We start from the raw sequence: 15,949 nt of genomic DNA, 5'->3' as shown, positions 1-15,949 counted from the left end.
CATTCGAACAGGTGAGACTCCTCATATGGCTCGTTCCCTGGTCGACTTACTGACCACGCATGCCTCGCAACAGCCGGAGCGGACGGCATACCGCTACCTCGTCACGGGCGACTGCGACGGAGAGATCCAGGACATCTCGTACGGACGTCTGGCCCGTCGGTCCCGAGCCGTCGCCGCCTGGCTGCAGGAACGCGGCCTGGCCGGATCCCGTGCCCTGCTGCTGTACCCGCCCGGCCTGGAGTTCATCTGCGGCTACCTGGGCTGTCTTTCGGCCGGGGTCGTCGCCGTGCCGGGCGTTCCCCCGCAGGGGCGGTCGCAGAACCACCGTGCCCTGACCCGCATGAAGCGCCTCATCGCCGACGCGGACGCCAAGGTGATCCTGGGCGGCCGTGAGGTGCTCGCCACCCTGGCCGCCCAGGCGGAACACCTGCCCGAACTGGACGGGATCACCTGCGTCGCCACCGAGGACATACCCGACGAGGCGGCCGACTCCTGGCGCGAGCCCGACCTCACCGCCGACTCGGTCGCCTTCCTCCAGTACACCTCCGGCTCCACCTCCGCCCCGCGCGGCGTGATGGTGACGCACGGGAACCTGCTGGACAACGAGCGGGCCATCACCGAGCGGATGGGCCACACCCCGGACACGCTCGCGGAGTACGACCACGAACTGTTCGTCAGCTGGCTGCCGGTGTACCACGACATGGGCCTCATCGGCCCGGTCCTGAACACCGTCCACCTCGGCGCCACCGCCACGCTCTTCTCGCCCCTGCACTTCCTCCAGCGGCCCGCGCGTTGGCTGACCGCCCTCAGCCGCTACCGCCCGCACACCAGCGGCGGCCCCAACTTCGCCTACGAGCTGTGCCTCAAGCACGCCACCCCCGAACTCCTCGACGGACTCGACCTCGGCCGGTGGAAGGTCGCCTTCAACGGAGCCGAACCGGTACGGGCCGCCACCCTGCGGCGGTTCACCGAGACCTTCGCCCCGGTCGGCTTCCGCCGCGAGGCCCTCTATCCGTGCTACGGCCTCGCCGAGGCCACGCTCATCGTCACCGGTGGCTCGGCCGACACCCCGCCCGTCCTCGCCGCGGCCCCCGGGTCGAGTCCGCACGCGGGCGCGGCCGACGCGGCCGCCGTCGGCTCCGGGCGGCCGATCCCCGGTACGACCGTGGTGATCGCCGACCCCGAGCGGCGGGAGGAGTTGCCGGAGGGAGAGGTCGGCGAGATCTGGGTGAGCGGCGCGGGCGTCGCCAAGGGCTACTGGCGCAACGCCCTCGCCACCCGCGAGACCTTCCGGGCCACGCTGAAGGACCGTCCGGACCGTTTCCTGCGGACCGGCGACCTCGGATTCCTGCGCGAGGGCGAGCTGTTCGTCACCGGCCGCCTCAAGGACCTGATGGTCATCGACGGACGCAACCACTACCCGCAGGACCTGGAGCTGTCCGCCGAGATGTCCCACGGGGCGCTCCGGCCGGGCTGCACCGCCGCGTTCTCCGTGGACGGCGGCGTCGAGGGCGAGCAGCCCGTCATCGTCGCCGAGACGGCTCCGGACGCGGCGGCCGACTCCGAGCGGATCACCGAGGTGATCCGCAGCGCGATCGGCGAGGCCCACGGCCTCGCGGTGCGTGACGTCGTGCTGGTCCACCCCGGCACCATCCCCAAGACGTCCAGCGGGAAGATCCAGCGCCACGCCTCCCGGGCGGCCTATCTCGCCGACGCCCTCGCGGTCGTGGGCGCGTCCGCCGCTAGATGAGGTAGACGAGGTCAACCCCCCTGTCGGCGCGGACACCCGCGCCGAGGGGGCACCCCGGTGTACCCGCCGTACACCAGGGGTTCCTCAGTCGTGCGCCGGTGCCCGCGCCGTCCACCCGTCGCCGTCGACCGGTCGCCGTCCACGGTCGCCGTACCCGTCGTACGGAATCCGCCTGAACCCGAGTTCACGAGGACACCTTTCCCGATGCCTGCGAGCGAGTCCCCGAAGCAGTTCCCCGAGATGTCCCTCACGACCTCCGAGGACGTGACCTCCGAGGACGTGCGGGCCTGGCTGACGTCGGCCGTCGCCGAGGCGGCCGGGCTCGACCCACTGGCCGTCGACCCCGAGCGGCCGATCGCCGAATTCGGCCTGGGATCACGCCAGTTGGTGACCCTGGCCGCGGAGCTCTCCGGTCGGATCGGCCGCCCCGTGGAGCCGTCCCTCGTCTTCGACCACCCCACCGTCGCGGCGCTCGCCGCGGCGGTCCTCGACGACGGACCCGTCGGCGCGGCGGCGCCGGTGCCGGCGGACGCGCCCGTACGCGGCGACGAGGACATCGCCGTCATCTCCATGGGCTGCCGCTACCCCGGCGGCGCCGACGACCCCGAGGCGCTGTGGCGGCTGCTCGCCTCCGGCGAGGACGCCATCACCGAGGTGCCCGCGGGCCGTTGGGACACCCGGGGGCTCTACGACCCCGACCCGGAGGCCTCCGGCAAGGCGTACACCCTGCGCGGCGGCTTCCTCTCCGACATCGACCGTTTCGACGCGCACTTCTTCGGGATCTCACCGCGCGAGGCCGCGGCCATGGACCCCCAGCAGCGGCTGCTGCTCAGGACCGCCTGGGAGACCATCGAGCGCGCCGGGATCGTCCCGGACACCCTGAACGGCAGCTCCACGGGCGTCTACATCGGGCTGTACGACAGCGGCTACCAGGCCTCGGCCGCGCTCGGCCGGCTCGACGGGCACGTGGGCACCGGTTCGGCGTCCAGCGTGGCCTCCGGACGCATCGCCTACACCCTCGGCCTTCAGGGCCCGGCGGTCACCGTCGACACCGCCTGCTCCTCCTCCCTCGTCGCCCTGCACCTGGCCGCGCGGGCGCTGGCGAGCGGCGAGTGCGACCTCGCGCTGGCGGGCGGCGCGACGCTCCTCGTCACCCCGCGCGGACACGTCGAGTTCAGCCGGCTGCGCGGGCTGTCGCCGTCCGGGCGGTGCAGCCCGTTCTCGACCGACGCGGACGGCGTGGTGTGGGCCGAGGGCTGCGGTCTGGTGCTGCTCAAGCGGCTCGCGGACGCGCGCCGCGACGGCGACCGGGTCCTCGCCGTCGTCAAGGGGTCGGCCATCAACCAGGACGGCCGCAGCCAGGGCCTGAGCGCCCCGAGCGGCCCGGCGCAGGAACGGGTGGTGCGGGCCGCCCTCGACGCGGCCGGACTCCGCCCGGACGACCTGGACCACATCGAGGCGCACGGCACGGGCACCCGGCTCGGGGACCCCATCGAGGGCCGGGCGCTCGCCGCCGTCTTCGGGCCGGGGCGCCAGGCCGACCGGCCGCTCGGTGTCGGCTCCCTCAAGTCCCAGATCGGTCACACCCAGGCCGCGGCGGGCATCGGCGGTGTCATCAAGACGGTCCTGGCCCTCGGCCACGAACTGCTCCCCGCCTCGCTGCACGCCGACACCCCGACCGAGCACGTGGACTGGGCGGGCGGCGGCCTGCGGGTGCACAGCGCCGCCCGGGCATGGCCGCGGGGCGGCGACCGGGTGCGGCGGGCCGGGGTGAGCGCGTTCGGGATCAGCGGTACGAACGCGCACGTGGTGCTGGAGGAGGCGCCGCGGGACCTCGTACGGCCGGCCACCGGGACACCCCTGGCGGACCTCCCCGGCGCGACCCTCTTCCCGCTCTCCGCCCGTACCCTCCCCGCCCTCCGGGGCCAGGCCGCCCGCCTCCTCGAAGCGCTCGACGCACAGCCGCGGCCGACGCTGCCCGAGGTGGCCGCGACGCTGGCCCACCACCGCACGCACTTCGAGCACCGGGCCGTCGTGCGGGCGACCGACCGCGACGGCCTGCTGACCGCCCTGCGCGCACTCGCCGAGGGCCCGACCGACACCGACACCGACACCGACACCGGTACTGGTACCGGTACCGATACGGTCGTCGGACCCCAGCAGACCGTCCCCACCGGCAAGGTGGCGTTCGTCTTCCCCGGCCAGGGCTCCCAGTGGACCGGCATGGCCCGCGACCTGCTCGACCGCGACCCGGTGTTCGCGGACGAACTCGACCGCTGCGACGCCGCCCTGCGCCCTTTCACCACCTGGTCGGTGGCGGCCGTCCTGCGTGGTGCCGAGGGCGCCCCGCCCCTGGACCGCGTGGACGTCGTGCAGCCGGTCCTGTTCGCCGTGATGGTGTCCCTGGCCGCGGTGTGGCGGGCCCGGGGTGTACGGCCGGACGCCGTGGTCGGGCACAGCCAGGGCGAGGTCGCCGCGGCCTGCGTCGCGGGCGCGCTCAGCCTGAACGACGCCGCCGCGGTGGTCGCCCTGCGCAGCCAGGCCCTGACCGGACTGTCGGGCACCGGCACCATGGCGGTCGTCGCCCTCCCGCACGCCGAGGTCGAGAACCGCCTCGCCGACCTCGACGGACGCGTCTGCGTCGCCGCCGTGAACAGCGGCCGCTCGACGGTGATCGCCGGTGACGTCGGGCCCCTGGAAAACCTGCTCGCCGACCTCGACCGCGAGCAGGTCTTCGCCCGCCGCCTCGAGGTCGACTACGCCTCCCACGGCCCCGGGGTCGAGCCGGTCCGCGCGACGGTCCTCGACGAACTCGACGGCGTCACCACCTGCCCGACCTCCGTCGCCTGGTACTCCACCGTCACCGGCGAGCCGGTCACCGAGGAGCTGGAGGCCGACTACTGGTACACCAATCTGCGCGAGCCCGTCCGCTTCGCACCCACCGTGGAGCGCATGGCCGCGGACGGCTACCGCTGCTTCGTCGAACTCGGCCCCCACCCCTCCCTCGTCACCGCCCTGCACACCGTCGCCGAGGACTCCGGCCACGAGAACCTGGTCGCCGTCGGCTCACTGCGCCGCGACGAGGACGGACCCGCCTGCCTGGACCGGGCCACCGCCGAACTCCACGTCCACGGACGGCGGATCGACTGGCGCCGGCTGGTCCCCGACACAGCCCCCGCCGACCTGCCGACGTACGCCTGGGATCCGCGGCGCCACTGGATCGAGCCCGAGTCCACGACCGGTGCCTCCGGCCTCTTCGACCGTGCCGCGCACCCCCTGCTAGGGATCCAGCTCCAGTCGCCGGACGAGACCCGTTGGACCTTCCGGGGCGAGTGGTCCGAGGACACCGCCGACTGGCTGCCCGACCACACCGTGTTCGGCCGGACCGTCGTCTCCGGCACCACCCTGATGGAACTCTGCCGCGCCGCGCTCGCCGTGGCCCGCCCGGACGACCCGGCCGACCTCACCGATCTGCTCCTCCTCAGCCCGCTCACCCTCCCCGACTCCGGCACGGTCGAGGTGTCCGTCGAGGTGGTCACCGCCGGTCCCGTACCGGACATCACCGTGCACAGCCGCCCGCGCGCCCTAGAGGCCACGGGCTGGACCCTGCACGCCACCGCGTCCGCGTCCGCGCCCGCCGCGCCGACGGCGGATCGGCCCCCGGTGTGGCCGGAGGCCGCCGAACCGGCCTGGACCCCGGAGACGTACGAGCGGCTCACCGCGCTCGGCCTCGGCTACGGCCCGGCCTTCCAGGGCGTACGGTCGGCGGTCACGACCGGCGACGGTGAACTGCTGGCCCGGCTCTCGCTGCCGCCCACGGCCCGCGACGCGGCAGACCCGTACCCCCTCCACCCCGCCCTGCTGGACGCCGCCCTGCACGTGGCCGCGGCGCTCGACGCGTCCGACGGCCGGGTGCTGCTCCCGGTCGCGGTGGGCCGGTGCGTCCTGCCGCCCGGTGGCGCGAGGGAGCTCACCGCTGCCGTACGACGCACGGGCGGCTCCGGCACGGACCTCACCCTGGACGTCACGCTGTGGGACACCGACGGCTTCCCGGCCGGTCGTCTGGAGGGCGTACGACTGCGGGCGGCGGACCCGGCTGACCTGAACGGCGCCTCGGAGAACCCCCGGCACCTGTACGAGGTGGTCTGGACGGCCGTACCCGAACAGCCCGACGAGGCGCCGGGCACCGAGTGGGCCGTCGTCGGCGACCCCGCGGACCCGGAGGTCGCCGGGGCCCTGCGCGGCCTCGCGGCGGCGGGGACCCACGTCCGGAGCGGGACGGGCGGCGCGGACGTGAGCGGGGTGGGCGGCGTCGACGTGAGGGGGACGGGCGGCGTCGACGTGTTCGTACGGTTCTGGCCGCGCCCCGCGACGGACGCCGAACCGTCCGCCGCGGCACAGGAGTTGGCGGTCGCGGCCCTGGCCGAACTGCGTGCCCTGATCGCCCTCCCGCAGGACGAGGCACCCGCCCGGACCGTGTGGGTGACGCGCGGTGCGGTCGGGGCCGTCGACAAGGACACCGTGCCCGGCCTCGCCCAGTCCGTGCTGTGGGGGCTCGCCCGCAGCGCCCGCGCCGAACACCCGGAACTCGGCCTGACCCTGCTCGACCTCGACCACTCCGACCCGGCGGACGCGCTCCTGACCGCCGCCACCCACGCCGAGGAGCCCGAACTCGCCTCCCGCGCGGGCACCTTGCTCGCGCCGCGACTCGTCCGCGCCCGCGCCCGCGACCGGGACGCGACCGGCACCCCTGTCGTCCCCGACCTGGCCGGCCGCCCCGCCCTCGTACCCACCGACGGCACAGTGCTGGTCACCGGAGGTCTCGGTGCCGTCGGGCGGCACATCGCCCGGCTGCTCGCCGAACACGGCGTTCCGCGCCTCCTTCTGACATCTCGTCAAGGACCAGACGATCCACGCGCCGCCGAGGTGGCCGCCGAACTGACCGCGCTCGGCGCCGAGGTCGAGGTCGCGGCCTGCGACATCGCGGACGCGGCGGCCGTGGCCGGGCTGCTCGGCCGTATCGGGGAGGAGTCGCCGCTGCGCGGTGTCGTGCACTGCGCCGGAGTCCTGGCCGACGGGGTGGTCGCCGAGCTGACGCCCGAACGCCTCGCACAGGTACTGCGCCCCAAGGTCGACGGCGCCGCCCATCTGCACCGGCTCACCGCCGACGCGCGACTCGACCTGTTCCTGCTGGTCTCCTCGGCCGCCGGAGTCGTCGGCAACGCGGGCCAGGGCAACTACGCGGCGGCCAATGTCTTCCTCGACCAACTCGCCCACCACCGGCGAGCCCTGGGCCTGCCCGGCGTCTCCCTCTCCTTCGGCGCCTGGGCGGGCGAGGGTCTCGCCGCCGCGCACGCCGACCTGGACCGGATGGCCCGGCTCGGCCACCGCGCCCTCACCCCCGACCAGGGCCGCGAACTCGTCGAACTCGCCCTGCGGCAGGGCGCCCCGCACCTGGTCGCCTGGGCCCTGGACCTGCCACGCCTGCGCGAGACCGCGACGACCGCGGCCACGACGGGTGTCGGCGGTACGGCGGCGGTGTGGCGCTCGCTGCTGCCCGCCCCCCGCACCGGCCGCAGCGGCGGCGACGGTCTGGCCGACCGCCTGGCCCGGCTGCCCGAGGCCGAACGCGCCGAACGCGTCCTGGCCCTGGTCCGCGAGGAGATCTCCCGCGCCCTCGGCCTGCGCTCGACGGAGTCCGTCCGCCCCGACCAGCCGCTGCGCGAACTCGGCATGGACTCGGTGACGGCGGTCGAACTCCGCAACCGCATCGGCGCCCGGATCGGCGCCAAGCTCCCGGCCACCCTGCTGTTCGACCACCCCACCGCGGCCCGGCTCGCCGCGCACCTGCTGTCCACCGCCCTCGCGGCGGGCGACCGCACCACTCCCGCCACACGGCCCACACGCGCCACGACGCCGGCCTCCGACGAACCGGTGGCCCTGGTCGCCATGGCCTGCCGGCTGCCGGGCGGTGTGAGCGATCCGGAAGGCCTGTGGAACCTGGTCGCGGAGGGGCGCGACGCGGTGGGCCCCTTCCCGGCCGAACGCTGGGACGTGGCGGCGCTGTACGACCCGGACCCGGACGCCGTCGGCAAGTCGTACGCCCATGAGGGCGGCTTCCTGAACGACGATGACCTGACGTCCTTCGACGCGGGTTTCTTCGGGATCACCCCGAAGGAAGCGGCCGCGATGGACCCGCAGCAACGGCTGCTGATGGAGACGGCCTGGGAGGCGCTGGAGCGCGCCGGGATCGTGCCAGCCGAACTCGCGGGCAGCGCCACCGGTGTGTACGTCGGCATGTTCGGCAGCGACTACCTGGCGGGGTCCCGCCTCGACCAGCTGGACGGGTACGTCGGTACGGGCTCGGCGCTGAGCGTGGCCTCGGGGCGGCTCGCCTACGCGCTGGGGCTCGGCGGCCCCGCGCTGACGGTGGACACGGCGTGCTCCTCGTCGCTGGTGGCACTGCACCTGGCGGCGCAGGCGCTGCGGGCCGGAGAGTGCGACCTCGCGCTCGCCGGTGGCGTGACGGTGATGGTGACCCCGGGAACCTTCGTGGAGTTCAGCCGACTGCGGGGCCTGTCCCCGACCGGCCGCTGCCGCTCCTTCTCCGACGACGCCGACGGCGCCATCTGGGCCGAGGGCGCCGGCATGGTCGTACTGAAGCGACTGAGCGACGCCCGGCGCGACGGTGACGAGGTGCTGGCCGTGCTGCGCGGCACGGCCGTCAACCAGGACGGCCGCAGCCAGGGGCTGTCCGCGCCGAACGGCCCGGCGCAGGAACAGGTGATCCGGCGGGCCCTGGAGCTGTCCGGGCTGCGGCCCGCCGACATCGACTACGTGGAGGCGCACGGCACGGGCACCACGCTGGGCGACCCGATCGAGGCGAACGCCCTGGCTGAGGTCTTCGGCGACTCACGCCCGCAGGACCACCCCCTGTACCTGGGCTCGCTCAAGTCCAACATCGGACACGCGCAGGCTGCTTCGGGTGTGATCGGCCTCGTCAAGGTGGTGCAGTCGCTGCGCCACCGGACCCTGCCGCGCACCCTGCACGCCGACACACCCAGCAGGCACGTCGACTGGGAGAACAGCGGCCTGCGGCTGGTGCGGGACACGGCGCCCTGGCCGTCGTCGCCGGGGCGGACACGACGGGCCGGAGTGAGTGCCTTCGGGATCAGCGGGACCAACGCGCATGTGATCGTGGAGGAGGCCCCGCCGGTCGAGAGGGCGGACGGGAAGGGCGAAGTCCCGCCGGGAAAGCGGCTGTTCGTGCTGTCGGGACGCAGCGAGGCCGCCCTGCGGGGGCAGGCCGCGCGACTGGCCGACCACCTGACCGAGGAGGCCGGCGAGGACATCGCCCTCCTCGACGTCGCCCACACCCTGGCCCGGCACCGCAGCCACTTCGAACGGCGCGCGGCCCTCGTCGCGGGCGACCGGGACGAACTGCTGCTACGGCTGGACGCGTTGGCGAGCGGGCGGGCGCCCCTCGCCGCGCCCCGCGACGACGGGACGGGCAAGGTGGCCTTCGTCTTCGCCGGGCACGGCGGTCAATGGCCCGGCATGGGCGTCGAGTTGATGGCCGGGTCGGAGGCGTTCCGCGAGGAGCTGGTCCGCATCGACGAGGCCGTTCGCCGACGGGTCGGCTGGTCGGTGCTCAACGCCCTGCGGGCGCCGGAGGAGTTCGCCCCGCTCGGCCGCACCGAGTTCCTGCAACCGGTGCTGTTCGCGGTCAACGCCTCACTGGCCGCCGCCTGGCGCACGCTCGGCGTCCGCCCGGACGCCGTCGTCGGACACAGCCTGGGCGAGATCGCCGCCGCGTACAGCGTGGGCGCCCTCACCCTGGACGAGGCCGTGACCGTGGTGACCGGACGCGGACAGGCGGTCGTACCGCTGGTGGGCCAGGGCGGCATGCTGTCCCTGGAGCTGCCGCCCGCGCGGGTCGAGGAGCTGCTCGCGCCGTTCACGGGCCGCCTGTTCGTCGCGGCGGTCAACAGCGCCCGGTCCACGGCCGTCTCCGGCGAGGTCGACGCACTGGCCGAGCTGCGCGACCGCCTCGACGAACGGGGCATCGCCGCACGCCCGCTGACGACACCGTTCGCCTCGCACACCCCCCTGATGGACCCGCTCCGCGCGGAGCTGCTCGACCGCTTCTCCGGCATTAGGGGCGTGCGGACACCGACCCCGCTGTACTCGGCGGTGCTGGCCGAACCTGTCCCCGGCGACCGGCTGGACGCCGACCACTGGTACGCCAACCTCAGGGAGCCGGTCCGGTTCGCGGACACGATCCGACGGATGCTGGACGACGGCTACCGCTACTTCGTCGAACTGAGCCCGCACCCCTCGCTCACCTCGTCGATCGAGGCGGTGGCGGCGGAGGCCGGGATCGACGCGGTCGGCATCGGCTCGCTGCGCCGGCAGAGCGACGGACACGACGTACTGCTGCGCGGGCTGGGGGAGTTGTACACGGCCGGGCACACGCCCGACTGGCCGCTGCTGTTCCCGCAGGGACGCCGGGTCGACCTGCCGACCTACGCCTTCGCCCGCGAACGCCACTGGCTCGCGCCCGCCCCGGCCACCGCCTCGGCCGGCGCATCTCCGCTCCTGGGCACGCACCTGGAGGCCAGCGACGAACCCGACCGGCACCTCTTCCAGGCAGACATCGACCTCGACGACAGCCGCTTCGCCTATCTCACCGACCATCGGGTCACCGGTGAGGTCTGGCTGCCCGGCGCCGCCTTCCTCGACATGGCCCTGGAGGCCGCGTCCACGCTGCGCGGCGGCGGCGAAGTACAGCTGGCCGACGTCAGGTTCGTACAGGCGCTGCCGCTGGAGGTGGACCGGCCCGTACGGCTGCAACTGGTCCTGAGCCCGGCCGAGGACGGCTTCCGGGACTTCACCATCGCCTCGACCCCCTCCGGTGGGCACGGCGCGCCGTGGCAGCGGCACGTCAGCGGACGTCTCGCGGTCACCGCGCAAACCGCCACCGACGACGAAGAGCGGCTCGACGCCGTGCGCGAACGGTGCGACGAGCACGTCGATCCGGCGGCGGTCTACGCCGGGCTCGCGGCCCTGGGCATCGACTACGGCCCCGCCTTCCGGGGGCTGGAGGAGGGCCGCCGTACGAACATGGCCGCCCTCGGCCGCCTGGCCCGCACGCCCGCCGCCGGACATCTGCTGCATCCCGCCGTCCTCGACGCGGCCTTCCACACGGCCGCCCTGCCGGGCGGCGCGCCCGAGGGCCGGGCGTTCGTGCCCGCGGCCGTCGGGCGACTGACTTTCACCGGACTGCGCACGGCCCCCGTGTGGGCGACCTGCCGACTGCGTTCCGTGGACGGCGACACGGCGACCGTGGACCTGCGGCTGTGGGACGAGGACGAGCAACTCGTCCTTGAGGCAGGGGAGTTCGAACTGTCCGCACTGTCTCCGCTGGACGGCGCGCTCTTCGAGACGCACTGGCAGCCGCGTCCGGCCGCACAACAGCCGCCCGCCGAGGGCAGTTGGCTGATCCTGGCGGACGACACGGGCGTCGCGGCCGCACTGGCGGAGCGGCTCGGCTCGACCGTGCCGCGGGTGATCGCCCGCAGGGGTGAGTCGTTCGGCGTCGAGGGACCCGGTCGTTACGTGCTCGACCCCGCCGATCCGCGGCACCTGGCCCGCCTCCTGGACGAGGCCTTCCCCGACGGGCCGCCCGAGCGGGTGGTCCAGCTGTCCGCGCTCGACGCCCCGGCGATCACGGATGCCGGTACGGCCGAGGAGGCGGCGCGGCTGTGCTGCCTGAGCACGCTGCACCTGGTACGGGCGCTTGCGGACCGGCCGGTGGGTCGGGCCCCCCGTCTGTTCGTCGTCGCGCGGGGCAGCCAGGCCGCCGGTGACAGCACGCGGGTGACGCACCCTCAGCAGGCCCTCGCCTGGGGCTTCGGCCTTGCGGTGGCGCAGGAGTACCCGGAGCTGTCGGCCACCCTGATCGACCTGCCGCCCACCGACGGTGTCGACGCCCTGTGGACACAGCTGCGTCACGCGGACGACGAACGGCTCGTCGCGCTGCGGGAGTCGGGCCGACTGGTCCCGCGCCTGGCCCGCACCCGCCCCGACGACGGCGGCAACGGCGAGGTCACGTCCGACGGGGTGTACCTGATCACCGGCGGTCTGGGCGGCCTCGGCCGGGTCGTCGCCGAACGACTGGTCCGCCGCGGCGCCCGCCGACTGGCCCTGATGAGCCGCGGCGAGCCCGACGCGCACACCGCGAGCTGGATCAGGGGCCTCGAAGAACACGGGACCACCGTGCACCTCGCCCGCGCCGACGTGGCCGACCGCGAGGAACTGACGGCAGCCCTGGACGCCGTACGACGGGAAGCGGGGCCGATCGCCGGAGTCGTCCACGCGGCCGGTGTCCTCGACGACGCGACGGTGGCGAACCTGACCGACGAGCGCGTCCTGCGTGTGCTCGCCCCCAAGGTCCTCGGCACCACGCTGCTCACCGAACTGATCCCGGAGGCCGAGAGCCTCGTCCTGTTCGCCTCGGCGGCCGGTCTCCTCGGCTCCGCGGGACAGAGCCCGTACGCCGCGGCGAACGCCTTCCTCGACGCCTGGGCGCACCATCTCTCCCGTGCCGACCGCCGGGCGCTGAGCCTGGACTGGGGCGCCTGGGCGGGCGTGGGCATGGTCGCCGAGTCCGGCATCCGCGCCGCCGAGACAGGCCGGTCCGGGCTGCTCGCGCTCTCCCCGCAGGACGGGGGCGAACTCTTCGAACGGGTACTGGCCACCTCCCGCCGCCAACTCGCCCCCCTCGCCCTGGACTGGGAGACCCTCGCGCACGACCCGGACGCGGCCCGCACCCGTCCGATCCTCCGCGACCTGATCACCGTACCGACCGGCGGTGACGCCGCGGACGACCTCGTCGCCAGCGTGTTCGCGGCGACGACGGAACGGGACCGCGCGGACCGCCTCGAAGCGTATGTACGGGCCCGGGTCGGCCAGGTCTCCGAAGGCATGGTGGACGTCTCCGCGACCACGGCCCTGAAGGAACTCGGCCTGGACTCCCTCATGCTCGTCCGACTGCGCAACGCCTTCGCCCGCGAGCTGGGCGCCGAACTCCCGGCCGCCACCGTGTTCTCCGCCTCCGACATCCGCGGCCTGGCCCGGGCGCTCGGCGAGGTGCTGCCCGAACGGGACACCGCCGCGCAGGCCGGGGAACGGCGGCCGGAGGCGCGGCGGCCCGAGGCCGCCGTCGAGGTGCCCGAGAGCGAACTGCGGCCCGCGACCCGCGATGTCCTACGACTGCTGCGCAGCGCCCGGCCGGGCATGCCGGACGCGGCCCACGCCGTCGGCCTGGCCCTCCGGCTCACCACGCCCACGACCCGCGAGGAGCTCACCGACATCCTCACCCGTCTCGCCGGACGGCACGCCGCGTTGCGCACCGCGATCGTGACCGGTGCCGGAGGCGAACACGCGCGGCTGCTCCGGGTGGACCGGGAGCTCGCACGGCCGGTGCTGCGCTGGACGGACGTGCCCGGCGACGACGAACTCGACGGCGCCGACCGGCTGCGTCGGCTGCTGGAACCGCCCTTCGACCTGGCGAACCCTCCGCTGTGGCGCTTCGAGCTGCTCGACGCCGGTGCCCGGGGCCAGGTCCTGGCGTTCGGCGCGCACCACGCGGTGAGCGACCTGCAGTCGCTGCTGCTCGTGGCGGGGGAACTCGACGCCGAACTGTCCGGCACCTCGCTCGGCGACGCCGTCACCAACCGGGACATCGATCTCCTGATCGAGGCGCAACAGACGGACGACACCCCCGGCGAGGGCGTGACCGCATGGCGCGAGGCCTTCCAGGGCAGTGACCGACTCGACCTGACGCTCGCCCGGCCCCGCCCGGCGACACGCTCGTACCGGGCCGGCAGCGTGAGCGTGACGATCCCCGACGGGCTCATGGAACGGGTGTCGGCCGCCGCGAGCGGGCTCGCGATCACGCCCGCCGCCTTCTGCCTCGGCACCCTGACCGTGCTGCTCGCCAGGATGCGGCAGAAGGAACGCTTCGTTCTCGCCGTGCCCGTCGACACCCGCATCCACGCCGACGCGTACGACGCGGTGGGCTTCTTCGGAGTGCCGGTGCCGTTCCCGGCCGAGGCCGGGGCGGGCGAACCGATCGAGCGGGTGCTGCGCCGCACCGACGGCCGCCTCGACCGGGTCCTCGCGAAGGGCGCCATGTTCTCGGACGTGCTGTCGACCCTCGCCCGACAGGGGCTGCACCGGGCGAACGCGCCCTTGGTCGAGGTGTACTTCAACTACGTACGCTCCGCGGCGGGCCGCCTCGCCCACCTGGAGGTCCTGCCCGCCGGGACCGGGTACTCCGACCTCGACCTGATGATCACCATGACCCCCGACGCGGGCCGGGTCCGGCTCGACCACAACCTCGACATCCTGGACGCGGCGACCTCTGTCGAACTGGGGGAGGATTTCCTGCGGCTGCTCGCGGAGGCGGCGGACGATCCGACGGCGGCGGTCCGTTCGATGCCGGATACGGCGGTCGAGGCGACGCCGACGGTCCGTTCGACGTCGGGTACGGCGGTGGAGGTGCCCGAGGGGGCGCCCGAGGACACGCGCCACTCCCCGCGCCGGTCGCTCGCCCTCGCCGCCACCTTCGCCCTCGGGAATCTGCCCCTGCTGTGCGAGGCGGCGGTCGAGGAGGGCGCGTGGGACGGCGGCCTGACCGTCGCGGAAGCCCCGTACCACCAGGTGCTCGCCGCCCTGCGTGATCCCTCCGGCGTCTTCGCCGACCCCACGGCGGCGGTGGGCGTGGCGCTGCTGCGGGCGGCGGACCTGGAACGGTTCGGCCCGGTGGACGACGCGCTGCTCGGCGAGTTGCGTACCGCGTTCCCGGCCGCGCTGCGCGCCGTGTCCGAACGGACGCGAAAGCCGCTCATCGTCGGCTTCCTGCCGTCCGCGCACGCGGGGGACCGCTTCGCACGGTGGGAGCGCGAGATCGCCGACGAACTGGCCGAGGTGCCCGGCATCGCGGTGCTCCGCCCCGACGAGTGGACCCGACGCCACGCCGTCGAGGAACCCTTCGACGAGAGGACCGAGCGCATCGCCCACCTCCCCTTCACCCCGCACTTCCAGGCGGCGGTGGCGCTGTGCCTCGCCGACGTCGTACGTGCGGTACGGCGCCCCGCGCCCAAGGTGATCGCGGTGGACGGCGACGAGACGCTGTGGGGCGGAGTGGCCGGGGAGATCGGCCCGGAGGCGGTGGACCTGACCGGACCGCGTGCCCTGCTCGCCCGCCGACTCCTTCAGTGGCGTGCGGCGGGCGCGCTGTTGGCACTGGTCAGCAACAACGACGAGGCCACGGTACGGGCCGTCCTGGACCGGCCGGACAGCCTGCTCAAGGCCGAACACTTCAGCGTGCTCTCCGCGACCTGGGGCCCGAAGTCCGCACGGCTCGCCGAGGCGGCCCGGACGCTCGGCCTCGGCCCGGACAGCTTCCTGTTCCTCGACGACAACCCGGTCGAGATCGCGGGACTGCGGTCCGCGCTGCCGGAGGTGCTGTCGGTGACCTGCCCGCCGTCGGCCGAACTGGGGGAATTCCTGGGCAGGTTGTGGCCGCTCGTGCCGGCCGCGGCGACGGCCGAGGACGCGCTGCGGGCGCGGTTCTACGAACAGGAGCGGGACCGGGACGCGGTGCGCGCGCAGGCCGGATTCGAGGAGTTCCTCGCCCAGTTGGAACTTGAGGTCGACATCCGGGCCCTGTCCGGGGCCGATGTCGAGCGGGCCGAGCAACTCGTCCGCCGTACCAACCAGTTCACCCTGCGGGGCCGGTCCGCCGACGGGGCCGATCTCGGGCGGTGGCGGGAGCGCGGTGAGGTGTGGACGGCCGCGGCCCGGGACCGGTTCGGCGACTACGGCCAGATCGGGCTGCTCACCCTGCGTGCGGACGGCGACCAACTCGACGTACTCGCCTGGCTGATGAGCTGCCGGGCGCTCGGCCGGGGAGTCGAGGAACGGCTGTTGCGGTGGCTGGCCGACCGTGCCGACGAGCTGGGCTGCGTCAAGGTCCGGCTGACGGCGGAGCGCACTCCGCGCAACGTACCGGCCCGGCGGCTGCTGGCCGCGCTCGGTGGCGGGGACCAGGACGACGAACGTCTGGAGACCGTGGTCACGCCGGAACACCTGCGGGCCTTCCGGTCCTGGCGGCGGGGGTGAACCGGCGGC

At 74.4% G+C, this 15,949-nt stretch carries 2 protein-coding genes; both read left to right on the top strand.

Features of this window, described 5'->3' with window-relative positions:
* Positions 1-25: 25 nt before the first annotated feature.
* The gene (locus FNV62_RS09665; protein WP_143607384.1) at positions 26-1,750 is read left to right on the top strand and encodes a fatty acyl-AMP ligase; all 1,725 of its coding nucleotides are present in this window, start codon (positions 26-28) and stop codon (positions 1,748-1,750) included.
* 204 nt (positions 1,751-1,954) lie between these two features.
* Positions 1,955-15,940 (top strand): type I polyketide synthase, encoded by a 13,986-nt coding sequence (locus tag FNV62_RS09660; RefSeq protein WP_144315078.1) that lies wholly within the window; start codon positions 1,955-1,957, stop codon positions 15,938-15,940.
* Positions 15,941-15,949 lie beyond the last annotated feature (9 nt).

The organism is Streptomyces sp. RLB3-17 (genome assembly GCF_007113425.2).
GTDB classification, from domain to species: Bacteria; Actinomycetota; Actinomycetes; order Streptomycetales; family Streptomycetaceae; genus Streptomyces; species Streptomyces mirabilis_D.
Note: the sequence above shows the minus strand (reverse complement) of the source record. Positions and strands in the feature narration are given on the sequence as shown.